The 16,126-nt window shown below is 59.5% G+C and carries 13 protein-coding genes; all 13 read left to right on the top strand.

The genetic code is table 11. The features are described from left to right. Window positions 1-342 precede the first annotated feature (342 nt). The 13 genes from ABE505_RS06355 to ABE505_RS06295 all read left to right on the top strand — a co-directional run bounded on the left by ABE505_RS06355 (window position 343) and on the right by ABE505_RS06295 (window position 16,052). On the top strand, window positions 343-1,542 hold the full coding sequence (locus ABE505_RS06355) for a hypothetical protein (protein WP_346442401.1): 1,200 nt from the start codon (window positions 343-345) through the stop codon (window positions 1,540-1,542). Continuing rightward, window positions 1,539-4,388: a helicase-related protein gene (locus ABE505_RS06350; protein WP_346442402.1), complete on the top strand. Its 2,850-nt coding sequence runs from the start codon at window positions 1,539-1,541 to the stop codon at window positions 4,386-4,388. The genes ABE505_RS06355 and ABE505_RS06350 overlap by 4 nt, the downstream gene beginning before the upstream one ends. Window positions 4,389-4,766: 378 nt before the next feature. Next, the gene (locus ABE505_RS06345) at window positions 4,767-5,693 is read left to right on the top strand and encodes a DUF5655 domain-containing protein (RefSeq protein ID WP_346442403.1); all 927 of its coding nucleotides are present in this window, start codon (window positions 4,767-4,769) and stop codon (window positions 5,691-5,693) included. Between the two features lie 388 nt (window positions 5,694-6,081). Beyond that, on the top strand, window positions 6,082-6,672 hold the full coding sequence (locus ABE505_RS06340; protein WP_346442404.1) for a restriction endonuclease subunit S: 591 nt from the start codon (window positions 6,082-6,084) through the stop codon (window positions 6,670-6,672). Further along, a complete protein-coding gene (locus ABE505_RS06335; RefSeq protein ID WP_346442405.1) occupies window positions 6,669-8,186 on the top strand; it encodes a type I restriction-modification system subunit M in 1,518 nt (505 codons plus the stop codon). Before ABE505_RS06340 ends, ABE505_RS06335 begins: the two co-directional genes overlap by 4 nt. Further along, entirely contained in the window at window positions 8,179-8,604 is a 426-nt protein-coding gene (locus ABE505_RS06330; RefSeq protein WP_346442406.1) for a hypothetical protein, read from the top strand. The genes ABE505_RS06335 and ABE505_RS06330 overlap by 8 nt, the downstream gene beginning before the upstream one ends. Beyond that, a complete protein-coding gene (locus tag ABE505_RS06325) occupies window positions 8,594-9,805 on the top strand; it encodes a restriction endonuclease subunit S (RefSeq protein ID WP_346442407.1) in 1,212 nt (403 codons plus the stop codon). The genes ABE505_RS06330 and ABE505_RS06325 overlap by 11 nt, the downstream gene beginning before the upstream one ends. Continuing rightward, window positions 9,802-10,641 (top strand): DUF3800 domain-containing protein, encoded by an 840-nt coding sequence (locus tag ABE505_RS06320; protein WP_346442408.1) that lies wholly within the window; start codon window positions 9,802-9,804, stop codon window positions 10,639-10,641. The genes ABE505_RS06325 and ABE505_RS06320 overlap by 4 nt, the downstream gene beginning before the upstream one ends. Next, window positions 10,638-13,853: an HsdR family type I site-specific deoxyribonuclease gene (locus ABE505_RS06315; protein WP_346442409.1), complete on the top strand. Its 3,216-nt coding sequence runs from the start codon at window positions 10,638-10,640 to the stop codon at window positions 13,851-13,853. Before ABE505_RS06320 ends, ABE505_RS06315 begins: the two co-directional genes overlap by 4 nt. Then, window positions 13,850-14,566 carry a SprT family zinc-dependent metalloprotease gene (locus ABE505_RS06310; RefSeq protein WP_346442410.1) on the top strand — a complete coding sequence of 239 codons (717 nt, stop codon included), beginning with the start codon at window positions 13,850-13,852 and terminating at the stop codon, window positions 14,564-14,566. The genes ABE505_RS06315 and ABE505_RS06310 overlap by 4 nt, the downstream gene beginning before the upstream one ends. 270 nt (window positions 14,567-14,836) lie before the next feature. Continuing rightward, a complete protein-coding gene (locus ABE505_RS06305) occupies window positions 14,837-15,406 on the top strand; it encodes an RNA polymerase sigma factor (RefSeq protein ID WP_346442411.1) in 570 nt (189 codons plus the stop codon). Between the two features lie 89 nt (window positions 15,407-15,495). Then, on the top strand, window positions 15,496-15,720 hold the full coding sequence (locus ABE505_RS06300; protein WP_346442412.1) for a DUF4880 domain-containing protein: 225 nt from the start codon (window positions 15,496-15,498) through the stop codon (window positions 15,718-15,720). Window positions 15,721-15,809: 89 nt separating this feature from the next. Then, a complete protein-coding gene (locus ABE505_RS06295) occupies window positions 15,810-16,052 on the top strand; it encodes a hypothetical protein (RefSeq protein ID WP_346442413.1) in 243 nt (80 codons plus the stop codon). Window positions 16,053-16,126 lie beyond the last annotated feature (74 nt).

Raw genomic sequence — 16,126 nt, 5'->3', positions numbered from 1 at the left:
CCTTCTTGCAGGACCCGGCGCACGAGCAGCGCTCGACCATGGGGCGTCAATCGGGCATGTTTATGCAGGTTCATCCGGGGCTCCTGGGGCTGGGTTGGCTTCGTAACCCCCCATCTTCCAGAGACGCCCCGGATGAACAACCTACTGAAAGATCACACCTAGCTAGAAGTTGGTGGCATCGCGTTGCAGCGAATCAAGAGCGTGTCACATTGAATCTGCAGTAGTGAATATCCGCCTCTGGGCGAGACCTGTGCTGGCGGAGGGGACCATAGCAGGTGCTCAGGCAGCGAGGCTGAAAAGCGCATACTCTTGGCTAAGTCGGCTGATCCTTGGGGGGAGGGCATGGGCGATCTGACATCGGTAGGGTGGCGCTGCGACGAAGTTTCACAGTCCGCTGCACCCAAGGCGCCGGGTGAGTACGATCACGAGCGGATCTCGATCTACGACCTGATCGAGCTCGGAGTCAAGGTTGCGGATCTGGGCACCGGCGACGTCAAAACGCCCGTCGGGGAAGCCATGTCGGATAGGCAACGAGACGTGCTGGCCCCGCTGCGAAGTTCGGAGAATATGCCGGCCTCTGGAATTGTGGCGGCCGCAGGTAAATCTTCTGATGATCACGTGGTTCCACAATTGGCGAACTGCGAACATGAATGCGCAGTCCCGGACGCTGACCTGTCGGCGGTGGAGACGCTGACGGCTTTTGATGCTCAGACAGTATCGCTTGAAACAGTGATTTTGGCGATGCCACAGAGTGGTGACCTCTGCCCATTCGAAATCACTGATCTCGACAAAGAGCGCCCCCTGCTGGTTCCGGACGACCCACTGGAGCAGCTCTGGTACTTGGAAGTACCCGAAGCAGAGGACGAGGACGTCATCCTTGACGTTGCTCGGACTGGCGTTTCTTCAGACGAGCGTGCGATCCAGCTGGCGCTGGCATTTCTCCGAGATGAGGGGCTGTATTCGGAAGGGCACCTCGATCTTCTGACTGACATCATCCGCCAGCGCGGCTGGAGCAGCGTGCAGTACCAGGTCCGTGGGTTCGTTCGGGCCGGGTATGACATTGCCGAGATCCATCGCATGTTCCAGCTCACCGACGCGTGGTTGCATTGTGTCGAGAGCGACACGCTCGCGCCCGAGCGCTGGCATGGCGGCAAGCGCCTAACGTGGCTTGAAGCGTCACAGCTGCTGGACTTCCTGGGATACGATGCAGCGTTCGATCAGGTCTCGGACTTCTTGTTCTATGAACAGGAGACCTGGCAGGGGCTGCGGCGAGATACGGGTCAGCTCGCCACGTTTAAGAACTATCTGTTCGGTTACCGCCTGTCCGTGCGAACCCAGGTTGACGACGGTGTCTGGCAGGTCAACCTTGACCCGTGCGACATACGCTCATTCGACGGATCGCGGAATCCGCTCTACATGACGTCTTGGTGGGACGAGCCTCTTGATGACGGAGCCTTCAATGTCAGACAGATGTTCGGTGCCATTTGCGATCCAGCCCGGATCGCGGATTGGCTGGCACCCGACGAGGAGACACTGTTTTGACGGACGATGTGCTAGTTCCGGTCCGCGGCGCTTGGGTGTTGTCTTCCGTATCGCCCGAGTCCAATCTGCCCGGCGTAGTGCAGGCTGTACACAAATCGCCTTCGGGCGTTTTCCTTACGGTGACGTGGGCGGGCGCCAGCACCAGCGAGGTGATCCCCGCACACACGGTTGAATGCGGCCTGAGGCAGGGCTACACGGTCTTGCATGTGCCCGCATCAACCTTTGAAACGTCGATGGGGTATGGCGTTGTGGAATCCCTCCGTACGCTTGGGAAGCGGACGCAGGCCTTGGTCGATTTCGTGACTCAGGGGTCTCGCATGTGGGTGCCATGGCAGCGCCTGCGGTTTATCAAGGACGCGCGTTTCCGCTTTCGGACGGGAGATACAGGCGGCCCGGATGGCGCTGAGCGTTTTCGTCTGCGTAGTCTTGCCCACGCCCTCGCACTCTGGAACGAGAACACCGGCGCCCTGTCGCATTTCGACATCGATCCGCTGCCACATCAGATTCACTTGGTCCATCACATTCTCGGTTCTGGAAACCTCAACTGGCTGATCGCTGATGACGTTGGTCTTGGCAAGACCATTGAAGCCGGGCTGCTGATCGCGGCGCTGCGGCAACGTGGCATTGCGCGCCGTATCCTTCTCGTCGTTCCAGCCGGCCTGACTTATCAGTGGCAGGAAGACCTCAAGTACAAGTTCGGACTCGCCGATTTCGTGGTGTATGGCTCGGACTTCACGATCAGCGATTCGGCACATTGGAAGCTGTACGACCGCGTGATCACTTCCCTCGACAAAGCCAAGGGCGGAGAGCATCTAACGAAGCTGATGGAAGCCGAGGAGTGGGACCTCGTCATTTTCGACGAGGCCCATCGTCTGAGCCGTAGGCAATACGGAAGGAAGTTCGAGAAAAGCGATCGTTTCAAGCTGGCTGAAGCACTGCGAGACAAAACACGCAACGTCGTGATGCTCACCGCAACGCCGCACCAAGGCAATCAGAGCCAGTTCCAAGCCCTGCTTGAACTACTGCGTCCCGAGCTGAAGGACCGGTTCGCAACACTAGAGGTTGACCCCAGCGTCTTGGCGAAGATGGTGTTCCGCAACCGGAAGTCCGACGTCACCGATATAGACGGCAACTTTGTCTTCCATGGCCAGACATCGAGGATGGTGCAGGTGGATTCCAGCCCGGAATTGCGGGAACTGGAGGCACAACTGCGGGCCTACCTGAAGCTTGGCTACCAGGCGGCCGAACGGTCGGGTCAAAGGAAAGGAAGTGCCATCGGCTTCGTAATGACGGTGTACCGCAAGCTTGCTGCCTCCTCGATCCGCACGCTGCAGCTGGCCCTGACGCGACGTCTGTCCAGGCTGATGTCTGAGGCAGCGTCCGCCCGTTTCCTCGAAAACCTTGGCGACGAGCGGTTCGAGGGCGAATACGAAGAGGCCCGGGTCGGGATCGATGAGGAGCGGGAGGAGTTCTTCTTTGGTGAGACGGAAAAGCTCAAGACTCTGATCGAGGAGTGTCGCTTGGCCTGCGAGGAAGACGGTAAGATGGAGGCCTTCCTCGACCGTGTGATTGCGCCTATAACCCGCGAAAACCGCGACGAGCGCGTCCTGGTGTTCACTGAGTATCGCGGGACCCAGGCCTATATCGTTGAGCAGTTGTCTGTCCGCTATGGCTCCGACAAGGTGGATGTCATCAACGGCAGCATGGATGTCGAGGAGCGCCGCGCTGCTATAGCGAGGTTCGAAGGGGATGGGCAGTTCCTGATCTCCACCGAAGCCGGTGGCGAGGGCCTGAACCTGCATCGGCGTTGCCACATCCTGGTCAACTATGACCTGCCGTGGAATCCCATGCGGCTCGCGCAGCGGATCGGTCGCCTTTATCGCTATGGGCAGCAGTACCACGTGGTGGCGATCAACCTCCAGGGTATCGCCTCCGCCGATGACCAGGTTGTCAGCAACATGTATGCCCGGCTGGAGCAAGTCGCCGCCGACATGGCCGGCATTGACCAGACATCTTCAGAGAACCTAGTCAGTGACATCGTTGGCGAGCTTGCCAGTCTTCTGGATGTAGAGGCGATCCTGGAAGAGGCTGCAACGGCCGATGTCCGCCGCACCGAGGAAAGCATCGAGGAAGCGATAAGACGGGCCAGGGGAACTGCGGAGCTGCAGCGCGACCTGTTTCAGCACGCGGTCAGTTATGACGCAGACGAACTGAAGGCGGGCTTCCGCGTTGGCGTGGCTCATCTGAAGGCATTTGTGTTCGGCATGGTCACTTTGCTTGGAGGCGCGATCCGTGAGAGCCGGCGCTTCGCCAACGTTGCCTGGAGGCTCGAGGTTCCGGGGGATGCCAGGCTTCCCAAGCTCAGTCGGGAGGGTCTGGTCACATTCACCCGGGAATTGGGACAACAGGCGATCGAAATTGAGATGCTTGATCTCGATCACCCCTTTGTCCAAGAGTTGCTCACGCGGGCGCGCGACTACGACTTCCAGGGACTAACGGCCGAAGCGAAGCTCCCGGAATTCAGCCATATAGTGACGACCATGCTGCGCTGGCAAGACGAACGCGGTCAGCGGCTACGGCAGGAGTTTTTGGCAGTGGTCGTGGATCGCGAAGGCCAGCTGCATACCAACCCGTCTCAAGCGGTGTCCTGGTTCCTTGAGCCGATGGCCACCGAGCGCGGGCAGATTGACCGTGACGCGACCCGCGAAGTACACGACACCATCGAGCGACTCATCGACAATCAGCTTGCACGCAAGTCCAACGCGAACCTGCATCCAGAGAACAGGGAGTGGCTCGGCGCTGCCTGGTGTCGAGAGCCAGAAGAGGATGGGGGTAAGGGTGAATGATGATCAGTCGCCATCAAATCCCAGGTCGGCTCCATCTGGGGTGCTTTCTGGAGCGGTGGCATCTCCAACCCATGGAGGTCATCGAGACAGAGTTTCTGCGCACGTAACCGGCTCGAGGCAGTGTTCGCCCATGCGGCCTGCACATCTCGGCCGACATTGATGGGGTCATTGTCTATGTTGATCAACACAAATTCCTCTAGCCACGAGTACTTGCGAGCGCCATCGATGATCGAGCGGGCGTAAGGCACGGCCGCTGTGATGGTGGCTCCTCCAGGTGAGATGGCATTTCGCTGTTGGTGGAAAAGTCCGATTGGCAAGGAGAGCCGGAGACGTTCGCATAAACTAGCCGGACGAACTACGTGTGCCATGGGTGACGAAATGAGCGATATCCAACTGTTCCGTCTGACGAGCGGCCAGGCATCCGAGCTGCCTGGTCGTGCAGCGGCGATCGAGCGGCAACTGCAGTCCTTGATCGAGGCTCAGATGTCGACCTTTCTTGGCGTGCGCTTCCTCGCCAGTGAGTACGCCACCGGCAAGACGCACAAGGGGCGAATCGACTCCCTTGGGTTGGATGAGAACGGCTGCCCGGTGATTGTCGAGTACAAGCGCCACAGCACCGAGAACGTGATCAATCAGGGGCTGTTCTATCTGGACTGGCTGCTGGACCACCAGGCCGAGTTCCGCTGGCTGGTCATGGAGCGATTGGGCAAGGAGGTGGCTGACGCCATCGACTGGGCCGGCACGCGTCTACTGTGCATTGCCGCGGATTTCACCCGGTACGACCAGCACGCCGTCCAGCAGATCCCTCGCAACGTCGAGTTGATTCGCTACAAGCTTTTCGGCGATGACCTGCTGCTGTTGGAGCTGGTGAACGCGGTCAGCGTGGTCGATGCGACTGCGGGCAAGACCGAAGCTGGTGCATCGTCACCGGGCAAGTCACGAACGGCGGGCAAGGACAAGACCGCGCAAGATCAGCTTGCACAAGCGCAGCCCGCAATCCGTCAGCTCTACGAATCATTGGCGGACGAACTTAGTGCGCTTGGCGACGATGTGCAGGAAAAGCATCTCAAGCTCTACGTCGCGTTCCGTCGGCTGAAGAACTTCGCTTGCGTCATCCCGTATCGCGACAAGCTTCTTGTCATGCTGAAACTTGACCCGGACAGCGTACTGCTCGAGAACGGGTTCAGTCGGGACGTGCGGAACATCGGTACCTGGGGGACGGGCGATCTGGAGTTGACCCTTCGCACAACCGCCGACCTCGAGAAGGCCAGACCTTTGATCCAGCGCAGCTATCAGGAAAGTTGAGCATCGATGGCGCTAGCGGCGGAGTGTGTTTTCCGTTCGCCGTCGCGAATTGCGAATGCCGACACGCCTTGGCTCTTGGGTCCGTCCTGAGCTCTCGAAAGCCGGTTACCGTGACCATCGGGACAGTTGCGCGTTGAGGCGGTGCCGCGCGTCGAGTGCACTTTTCGCGAGAGACTGTGGCGGGGGGGGGGCGCTGGGAAAGCCCTCCGATCGCTGTCTCTCCCAGCTTCCGTGGCCGTCGAGAGGCGCGTCCAGCAGGGTGGCAGTCGGCTTGAGGGCTCGATGCACCCCTTGCCCTTTCTCAGTACTGGTCGTACTGCAAAAAATAATCCTTGACACGGTACCCATTGATTGTAAAGTGTGCAGTACGACGCCTACGAGGTAATTTATGAAGCTCTCGCAGCTATGCGGGGTCCACTCCGGGTACACGGCCCGAAGCAAGCTTGAGCCCGCGGATCAAGGTGGACTGCCAGTCCTGCAGCTCCGGGATGTCACCGCAGGCGCGGAGTTCGCCGTTCCAGAATCGCAGCGTTACGACCTGCCCGCGGCGGAGCGCTTTCACGTGATGAGCGGTGATTTGATCTTCCGTTCGCGAGGCGAGCCGAGCACCGCGGCAGTCGTCAGGAGCGCAGACGTCGATCCGATCGTGGTGATCGCGCCGCTGATGATCCTGCGGCCGGACACCAGGAAGCTGTTGCCGGACTACCTGGCTTGGTTCATCAACCGGCCCGAAACGCAGCGAACCTTGAGCAGCGAAGCGCAAGGCACCGGTCTGCGGATGATCTCTGTGGCGACGCTGCAGAAGCTCGAAATCGCTGTGCCTGATCTAGCGACTCAAGAACAGATAGCCGAGCTCGATGCACTGGGGCGCCTCGAAGCTCGACTTCTCCAGCAGCTCGCCGAAAGCCGCACCCGTCTTTTGACCACTCTTCTAGGCGAAGCCGCTGAGCGCGCCGCCAATCAGGAAGCCCACGCATGACCGACCACATCACACAGCAACAGATCAACCAGGCCGCTTGGGACGCCTGCGACACGTTCCGAGGTCCCATCGATGCCACGCAGTACAAGGACTACATCCTGGTGATGTTGTTCCTCAAGTACATCTCTGACCTCTGGAACGATCATGTCGAGACTTACCGCAAGCAGTACGGCGGCGATAAAGCCCGCATCCGTCGGCGCCTGGAGCGTGAGCGATTCATTCTCCCGGAAGGCGCGAGCTTCTACGATCTCTATGCGCAGCGTACCGAGCCCAACATCGGCGAGCTGATCAATATCGCACTCGAACAGGTCGAAGATGCGAACCGCGCCAAGCTCGAAGGCGTCTTCCGCAACATCGATTTCAACTCCGAGGCCAATCTTGGGCGTCCGAAAGATCGTAACCGTCGCCTGAAGAACCTCCTCGAAGATTTCGCCAAGCCGGCCCTCGACCTGCGCCCGTCGCGGGTCACCGAGGACATCATCGGCGAGTGCTACATCTACCTGATCTCCCGATTCGCGTCGGACTCCGGCAAGAAGGCAGGGGAGTTCTACACACCCGCCGCCGTGTCACGCCTGTTAGCCAAACTGGCCGCGCCACAGCCGGGCAACACCATCTGTGACCCCGCCTGCGGATCGGGCTCCCTGCTGATCCAGGCCTCGCAGGAAGTCGGCTCCGAGAACTTCGCGCTTTACGGGCAGGAGGTAAACGGCGCGACCTGGGCGCTGGCGCGCATGAACATGTTCCTGCACGCCAAGGACGCCGCGCGAATCGAATGGTGCGACACGCTCAACAGCCCCGCGCTGGTCGAGGGCGATCATCTGATGCGCTTCGATGTGGTGCTCGCCAACCCTCCGTTCTCGTTGAAAAAGTGGGGTGCAGAAGACGCCGGTAGCGATCAGTACACGCGCTTTTGGCGCGGGGTGCCACCCGAATCCAAGGGCGACTACGCCTTCATCACCCACATGATCGAGATCGCCAAACGCCAGTCCGGGCGAGTGGCGGTGATCGTGCCGCATGGCGTGCTGTTCCGGGGTGGCGCAGAGGGGCGAATTCGCCAACAGCTGATTGAAGAGAACCTGCTCGACGCGGTCGTCGGACTGCCGGCCAACCTGTTCACCACCACGGGGATTCCGGTCGCCATTCTGATCTTCGACCGTTCCCGAGAGGAAGGCGGTGCGAACGAGGATCGGCGTGACGTGTTGTTCATCGACGCCAGCAAGGCGTTTACGCCTGGCAAGACGCAGAACGTGATGATTGATGCACATATCAACAAGGTGCTGGACACATACGCTGCGCGGGCGAAGGTCAAGAAATACTCGCACCGCGCCAGCCCGAAGGAGATCGCCAAGAACGGCTACAACCTCAATATCCCTCGCTACGTCGACACCTTCGAGCCGGAGGAGGAGATCGATGTCGCCGCGCTGCAGAGGCGGATCAACACCATCGAGTCCGAGTTGACCAAGGTGCGCAGGAAGATGGCCGGCTACCTGAAGGAGCTGGGCGTCGATGTCTGAGGGCGAACCGATCCTTTACAGCACCGAGGACGGCGCCGCGACCATCGGCCTGCGGGCCATCGACGGCATAGTCTGGCTGATCCAGTTGGAGATGGCCGAGCTTTTCGAAACCTCCAAACAGAACACCAGTCTGCACATCAACAACCTCCTGCCCGAGGGGGTGCTGGCAGCAGAGTCAGTTGTCAAGGAATCCTTGACAACTGCCGCGGACGGAAAGGCGTCTAGCGACGTGGCGACCAGTGACTCGAGGTTGCGGATGGACGTGGCGCAGAAGCTGGCCGTTGAGCGGTTCGATGTGGTCGCCACCAACTGCCGCGCTGCCGACGCACTGTCGGTGGATGAGGCTGACATCGCCCAACTCGTGGAACTGGAAGAGATCGCGAAGAGTGGGCGGAAGAAGGGTAGCGATGATGCTTGACCGTTGGAAACGCAAATCCCTAGCCGACCTCATTGAATTCCGGAATGGGATGAACTTCACGCAAGCCTCGCGAGGTGAACGGGTCAAGGTCATCGGTGTCGGCGACTTCAAAGACAAAGAAGTGCTCAACGACTTCTCGGATACGCCATCGGTCACACTCAATGGCAAGGTCAATCAAGATGATCTTCTCGAAGACAATGACCTACTGTTCGTCCGCTCGAACGGGAACAAGGCGTTGATCGGTCGGTGCGTACTAGTAAGCGGGGTAACCGAGCCCATTTCCTTCTCAGGGTTCACGATCAGGGGGCGTGTCAAGTCTGATGAGATCGATCACAGATTTGCGTCGAAGCTCGTCCGGTCACCACTGTTCAAAGCGCATCTCCATCGAATGGGTGGAGGCTCGAGTATCAACAACCTTAGCCAGGATACGTTGTCCGAGTTCTGTTTCTCTCTCCCCCCGCTCCCTGAACAACGCAAGATCGCTGAAATCCTGCGGACTTGGGACGAGGGCATCGAAAAACTGAAGGCGCTGCGCGCGGCGAATCTTCAACGTCGCATCTGGATGCGTACTCATTTGCTCACGGGGCGCACGCGGCTGCCTGGCCACGCGGGCGAATGGCGCGAGGTAACACTGGGAGAGGTGCTGACCGAACATGGTTTGCAAGGCACCGGCGCAGAGGAAGTCTTCTCCGTCTCGGTTCACAAGGGCCTGATAAATCAGATCGTGCACCTCGGCCGGTCCTTTGCCGCCGCCGAAACCAGCCACTACAACCGCGTCCTACCTGGCGACATTGTTTACACCAAGAGCCCGACGGGGGACTTTCCGCTCGGCATCATCAAGCAGAGCAAAATCTCGGCAGAGGTGATCGTGTCGCCGCTCTACGGGGTGTTCACCCCCACAACACGCGCCCTCGGCGTCATCCTCGATGCCCTTTTCGAGTCTCCGATTGCCGTTAGCAACTACCTGCGCCCGCTAGTGCAGAAAGGCGCCAAGAACACCATCGCGATTACTAACCGCCGTTTTCTAGAAGGCAAACTAGCCCTGCCGATGGACCCCGCAGAGCAATCGGCCATCACCGCGGTGGTGGAAGTATCGCAAGCGGAACTTGCCGCTATCGAGGATGAAATCGAAGCCCTCACCCGCCAGAAGCGTGGCCTGATGCAGAAGCTGCTGACAGGCGAATGGAGGGTCAGCCCATGAAGTTCATCTACGTCGACGAAAGCGGAGACCGCGGTCAAGGTGATGTGTTCGTCATGGCGGGGTTGATGGTCGACGCTTACAAGTTGCGCAAGAAAACCGAGGATTTCGACAGGAGACTGGAGGCCCTCTTCGCGCTCCATCCCGGCAGCCGTGCAGACTTCAAGACCAGCCGTTTCATCAACGGCAAGGGCGGATGGCGGGAGATTGATGCGGCCGAACGCAAGGCTTTCCTCAACACGATCTGCGAGCTGACAGTCGAGAATGGCGGCAAAGTCTTCGGATACGCGCTTTCCTACCAAGCATTCGATGCGGCCGCCGCCGCTGGTCATGAGCAACCTTTCGGCGCGAACTATTGGCTGGCGTCAGCCATGTTCACGGCCTGCCTCGTGCAAAAGAAAATGCAAGGCATCAAGAACAGCAAGGGCCTCACCGTCGCCATCATGGACGACAACAAAAGCGAGATGCCGAAGCTGTCAGATGGGCTGTATCAGGGCCACGCGTGGTTCGACGGTCTCTATCAGACGCAGGGTAATAAGCGCGGGAAAACTGTCTGGCTGGAGCGCAGCCAGAAGGATCGGTTCGATCACATCATCAACACCGCCTTCGCGATCAAGTCCGACCATTCCTCGATGGTGCAGGTCGCCGATGCCATCTCCTACGTCTATAGGCGGCATCTGGAATTACAGGCCGTCGCGGAGGCGTGGGCAGGCGAGAAGGGCTACTACGCGGGGCTTGTTGCCATTCTGGAGCCTGCGCGCGAGACGCTCGGTCGCTGTCCGGACGCTCCCTGCGTGAAGTTTTACAAATCGGCGAAACATGCGGGATGGAAGCCATGACCTTCGACGCCGCCGAAAAGTATCAGTCCCAGCTTCCAGCACTTCAGCTGCTGGTCGCCCTCGGCTTCACGCCGCTATCGCAGGCCGAAGCCCTGACCCTGCGCGGCGGAAAGCGCCGTAATGTCGTGCTGGACGACGTACTGGCCGAGCAGTTGATGCGCATCAACCGCTTCACGCATCGCGGAAGCGAATACGCGTTCGACCTGGAAGACGCGCATGAGGCGATGCGCCGGCTCAAGCCCACACCGGATCGGATGAAAGGGCTGCGTGGCACTAATCAGGACATCTACGACACGCTATTGCTCGGCACGACCATTACCAAAGCCATCGACGGCGACTCCAAGAGCTATTCGCTGCGCTACATCGACTGGGACCATCCTGAAAACAATGTCTTCCACGTTACGGCCGAGTTTTCGGTGGAGCGCACCGCGTCGAACCAGGTGAAGCGTTGCGACATCGTGGCCTTCGTCAACGGGATTCCTGTCCTAGTCATGGAAAGCAAGCGGCCGACGGAAAACCTCAGGAAGGCGGACAGCCAGCTGATCGGCTATCAGAGTGAAGACAACATTCCGCAGCTCTTTCACTTTGCGCAGCTGCTGATTGCCATGAACCGGAGCAGTACGCGTTATGCGACCGTCGCCACAAAGCCGAAATTTTGGGCCGAATGGCGTGATGAGGAGGATACAGACGAGGCCATTGCACCCTTTGCCAACCGGGATTTATCCGCTGCTGAGAAGGATGCGATCTTCACCGGTGATTTCGCGAACGCGCGCGCCTACTTCGATGAAATGGCCGCCGAAGGCGATCGCGCGATTACCGCCCAGGACCGGGCTCTGTACGCCTTGTGCCGTCCCCAGCGGCTGCTTGATCTCATCCGACGGTTCACCGTGTTCGACGGCGGCCTCCGCAAGGTCGCACGGCACCAGCAGTTCTTCGGGATCCGTCGCGCGGTTGAGACGGTCAAGCAGCACGATGCCAGCGGGGCCCGGAAGGGCGGCGTGATCTGGCATACACAGGGCTCGGGCAAGTCCCTGACGATGGTAATGCTGGGGCGTTCACTTGCCCTGGAACGCAGCATCGAGAATCCGCGCATCATCATCGTTACGGATCGCGATGACCTCGACAAGCAGATCAAGGAAACGTTCAAGTCATGCGATCTGGACCCGGTGCGTGCGACCACTGGCGCGCATCTTCTGGATCTTGTCCGCAACAAGGCGCCGCTGATCACGACGATCGTCAACAAGTTCGATACGGCGGTGAAGAGTATCCAGTGGGTGGATGAGGACTCGAATCTCTTCGTGCTGGTGGACGAAAGCCATCGCACACAGACGGGGCGCCACGGCGGGCACAGCCAGTTCGCCGCCAAGATGCGTCGCCTCCTGCCCAAGGCCTGTTACCTAGGTTTCACCGGCACGCCTCTGCTGAAGGGTGAGAAGAACACGCTTTCGACGTTCGGCCGGCTGATTCACCGCTATGCAATCGATGAGGCCGTGGCCGATGGTGCCGTGGTGCCGCTCCTGTACGAAGGGCGTCTGGTGGAGCAGGAGGTATCCGGCAAGGTGATCGATCGCTGGTTCGAGAAGATCAGCGAAGGTCTGACTGCAAGTCAGAAAGCCGACCTCATGCGGAAGTACTCCCGGATGGATGCGTTGGCGAAGACCGAGCAGGCCATCCACGCCAAGGCCTTCGACATCTCCGAGCACTACCGCCAGCACTGGCAGGGCACCGGTTTCAAGGCACAGCTCGTTGCGCCGTCCAAGGCGGCGGCAGTGCGCTTCAAGAATGTGCTAGACGAGATCGGCCACGTCTCCAGCGCCATCATCATCTCGCCGCCGGATGAAAACGAAGGCAACGATGACGTCGATCAGGCATCGAAGGACCTTGTGCGTGGCTTCTGGGCGAAGATGATGGAGCGGTACAAGTCCGAGGATGCGTATAACCGCCAAACCATCGATGCGTTCAAGGGCTCCGGCGAGCCTGAGATTCTGATCGTTGTCTCCAAGCTGTTGACTGGCTTCGACGCGCCTCGCAACACCGTGCTTTACATCTGCCGATCCTTGCGTGAGCACAATCTGTTGCAGGCGATTGCGCGCGTGAACCGGCTCTACGAGGACGAGTCCACGGAGAAAAAGTTCGGCTTCATCATTGACTATGAAGGACTGCTCGGCGAGCTCGACAGCGCGCTGACCACGTATACGGCTTTCGAGGGATACGAGGCTGCGGACCTTGCGGGGACGGTGCACGATGTCCGTGAGGAAATCCGCAAACTGCCCCAGCTTCACGAGCAGCTCTGGGATCTTTTCAAGCAGGTCCGAAACAAGAAGGACATGGAGCAGTTCGAGCAGCATCTCGCGGACGAGGCGCTGCGACAGGAGTTCTACGGCCGTTTGCGCGCCTTTACCAGGTGCCTGCATATTTCGCTTTCGTCCGACAAGTTGTTCGATGTCTTCGATGACGCCAGGGTCAGCGCGTTGAAGCGCGACTGGAAGCAGTTCTCCGAGCTCAAGCGGTCGGTCCAGATCCGTTATCAGGAGACTGTCGACATTCGCGAGTTCGAGCCGAAGATCCAGAAGCTTCTGGACGACCATGTTGTGGCGATGCCTGCCGAGACCATCATCGAGATGGTGAACATCAACGACTCGGATGCGTTGAATGCGGTCGTCGAGGAGGCGGGGGTTTCCCAGGCCTCGAAGGCGGACCGCATCGCCAGCGCGACCAGCCGGGCCATCACCGAGAAGATGGATGAGGATCCGACCTTCTACAAGCAGTTCTCCGAACTGTTGGAGGAGACCATACGCGCCTATCGCGAGAAGCGCCTCTCCGAGCGCGACTACTTGCGCAACGTGGTCGATCTGGCGAGCAAGGTGGCGCGCAAGGACCGGGGTCGAAATGTGCCGCAGGCGATTCGAGGTGACGAAGACGCGCAAGCGCTGTTCGGAGTGCTGGGCGACCAGCTGAGAAGTGCTGAAGACAGCCCCATGCCCTCTGCCGCGGTTGCATCCGTGGCCCTCGATCTCGTCGAGATCATCAGATCGCATCTGATCGTTGACATCTGGTCGAACGAAGTGGCGCAGAACAAGCTGCGGAACGCGATTGATGATTACTTCTTCGATGTCTTGCGCGACGAGAAGGGCGTCAACCTGCCTGTGGAAATGCTCGACGAGCTCGAACTGGCAATCATGAGCCTTGCTAGGGCCAGGTTCGTTGTATGACGCAAAAGCAGTACAGCCTGCAGTATGGCGAGCGGGAAATCCGCTACGGGGTGGTGCGCCGCTCCCGGAGAACGCTGGAGATCACGGTCGCGCCCGACGCGTCGGTCACGATTGCAGCGCCGACTGCGGCCACGCATGACGTCATCGAAGCGAAACTGCGGAAACGAGCGACATGGGTGCTGAAGCAACAGCGATACTTCGCACAGTTCCTGCCAAGGACGGTCGAGCGCCGTTTCATTTCTGGAGAGACACATCGCTACCTGGGTCGGCAGTACCGGCTCAAGGTTGTTCCTCACGCGCAGTGCCACGTCAGGATGATCCACGGATTCATCTTGGTGCAGTCTGATCGGCCAAACGATCCCGAAGTGACACGTGAGCTGGTGGAAGACTGGTACCGCCATAGAGCACAGATCAAGTTTCCGGAGCGGATCGCGCATTGCCTCGGCTTCTTCCCGAACGTTGAATTTTTCCGCCCCGAGCGGCTCACAGTGCGAACGATGAAGAAGCGCTGGGGCTCCATGTCGTCGGCAGGTCACTTGCTCCTCAATCGGCGCCTCATACAAGCGCCAGTACACGCCATCGATTACGTGATCACCCACGAGCTGTGCCACATGGCGCAGCAGAATCACGACGCTGCCTTCTACGAGCTTCTCGACAAAGTGATGCCCGACTGGCGGCTGCGGAAGCATAAGTTGGAAGTAACGATGAGCTGAGTACGGAGCGATGCGTGACCCCGAGAAATTGGCGGCGAGCTTTGTGTAGGGGGTTCTAGTGGCTTGCCATCATTCAGGGAAGCGGGGTAGCTCCGTGCTTTTTGGCGGTAGACATTGAGCCCGTGATTTCCAACTACTGAGGGATCACATCGCCGACATGGCAAGCCGAATTCTCCAAAGACCGGGTACTGGGGCTGCTCGCTCGCTGTGGCAAGTGGAGAGGAGCTTTCCGCCATGTTGCCGCGAAGTCTCGTCGGAGCTGCGGCGGCCATGAACAAGCGCGACGGGCATCTGGCATTGGATGAGTCGGTCTGCGCTGAAAGAACGGAGCGGTTGCGCTCGCAGTTCGACGAGGCGATGACCGCGCATCGCCAAGAGCTGTTTAAGTATCTGCAGCGACGAACCCGCGACATCGAGTTGGCAGCGGACCTCACTCAAGAGACGCTTTCTCGCATGATGGTCTATCGCGAGAGTTCAAACATCGACAGCTACGAACTGCTGATGTACCGCGTCGCCCACAATCTAGTGCTGGAGCACCAGAGAGCCAAGTATCGTCGGCGTGCGTCTGACCACGTCTCGCTTAGCGTCGTCGGGCCCATTCGAGCGGATGAGACATCGGTCGAGGACATCGCAGACGCCCGATTGTCGCTGGAGCTGCTCAAGCGCGCCCTTCTCAAGTTGCCGCCGAAGTGCCGACTTGCTTTCATGCTTAGTCGATTTGAGGGGCTGACCTATCCGCAGGTCGCAGCGAGGATGGGAATCTCGGTGAAGATGGTAGAGAAGCACATTAGTAGGGCCTTGCTGGCATTTCGCGCTGCCGTGCGCGAGCCTAACGAGTAGGGGGTAGGAGGGGATGACGGTCTCGGTTGGCTACTGGTAGCATCGTTCACTCTTGTGAACAGAGGCTCTGGTCATGGGCGTAGCCAGCGATGACAATTGAAGACGAGCGAATCGCTCAGCAGGCGGCCGATTTTCTGGTTCGGAGCCGCGAGGAAACAGCAGAACAGCGCCTGGAACGCGAGGCGTGGCTTGCGCAAGACCCTAGGCATGCGAGTGCATATCTGCTTCTGAAGCGGCTCGACGAGCAGGCAGCCCGTCTCCTGGGCGATCCAGATCTTCAAGCACTCAAGGACCGGGATTCCAAGCTCTCGTAACAGCAGGCGGTCCCGAGCCTACGACAACACGCTTGTGCCATCGATCGTGAGACTTGCTGGTAGGATCATTCGCCAGGAAACACGCCGTCATGAGCGTCGAGTCGACGATGAGCACTGACTACGAACGGATTGTCCAGCAGGCGGCTAGTTTTCTCGCCAGAAGCTGTGCGGAGACGCCAGTGCAGCGAGTGAGGCGCGAGAAATGGCTAGCCGCCGATGCGCGGAACATGCGGGCCTATCGATACCTTCAGCGGCTGGATGAGGAAGCCGCTCACCTGCGTGACGACCCCGAGTTGCGCGCACTCATTGAGCAGGACCTTCTTCCCCCTTAGTACTCGTGCAAGGGATGCGATGTCTGCTCATCATCCCGTCTCGTCGTTCGCTTTACGCGTGGAATAGGTTGGAC

Origin of the sequence: Luteimonas sp. TWI382, assembly GCF_039674545.1 — a bacterium.
In the GTDB taxonomy this organism is placed as follows: domain Bacteria; phylum Pseudomonadota; class Gammaproteobacteria; order Xanthomonadales; family Xanthomonadaceae; genus Luteimonas.
The sequence above is the reverse complement of the archived record's forward strand: the minus strand, read 5'-3'. Positions and strand labels throughout refer to the sequence as shown.

Bases quoted from the DNA above. Each gene is read 5' to 3' on its own strand.
- ABE505_RS06340 (WP_346442404.1), top strand. From the start codon at position 6,082: ATGAAGCTCTCGCAGCTATGCGGGGTCCACTCCGGGTACACGGCCCGA.
- ABE505_RS06300 (WP_346442412.1), top strand. From the start codon at position 15,496: ATGACAATTGAAGACGAGCGAATCGCTCAGCAGGCGGCCGATTTTCTG.
- ABE505_RS06295 (WP_346442413.1), top strand. From the start codon at position 15,810: ATGAGCGTCGAGTCGACGATGAGCACTGACTACGAACGGATTGTCCAG.
- ABE505_RS06310 (WP_346442410.1), top strand. From the start codon at position 13,850: ATGACGCAAAAGCAGTACAGCCTGCAGTATGGCGAGCGGGAAATCCGC.
- ABE505_RS06305 (WP_346442411.1), top strand. From the start codon at position 14,837: ATGAACAAGCGCGACGGGCATCTGGCATTGGATGAGTCGGTCTGCGCT.
- ABE505_RS06335 (WP_346442405.1), top strand. From the start codon at position 6,669: ATGACCGACCACATCACACAGCAACAGATCAACCAGGCCGCTTGGGAC.
- ABE505_RS06330 (WP_346442406.1), top strand. From the start codon at position 8,179: ATGTCTGAGGGCGAACCGATCCTTTACAGCACCGAGGACGGCGCCGCG.
- ABE505_RS06355 (WP_346442401.1), top strand. From the start codon at position 343: ATGGGCGATCTGACATCGGTAGGGTGGCGCTGCGACGAAGTTTCACAG.
- ABE505_RS06315 (WP_346442409.1), top strand. From the start codon at position 10,638: ATGACCTTCGACGCCGCCGAAAAGTATCAGTCCCAGCTTCCAGCACTT.
- ABE505_RS06325 (WP_346442407.1), top strand. From the start codon at position 8,594: ATGATGCTTGACCGTTGGAAACGCAAATCCCTAGCCGACCTCATTGAA.
- ABE505_RS06345 (WP_346442403.1), top strand. From the start codon at position 4,767: ATGAGCGATATCCAACTGTTCCGTCTGACGAGCGGCCAGGCATCCGAG.
- ABE505_RS06320 (WP_346442408.1), top strand. From the start codon at position 9,802: ATGAAGTTCATCTACGTCGACGAAAGCGGAGACCGCGGTCAAGGTGAT.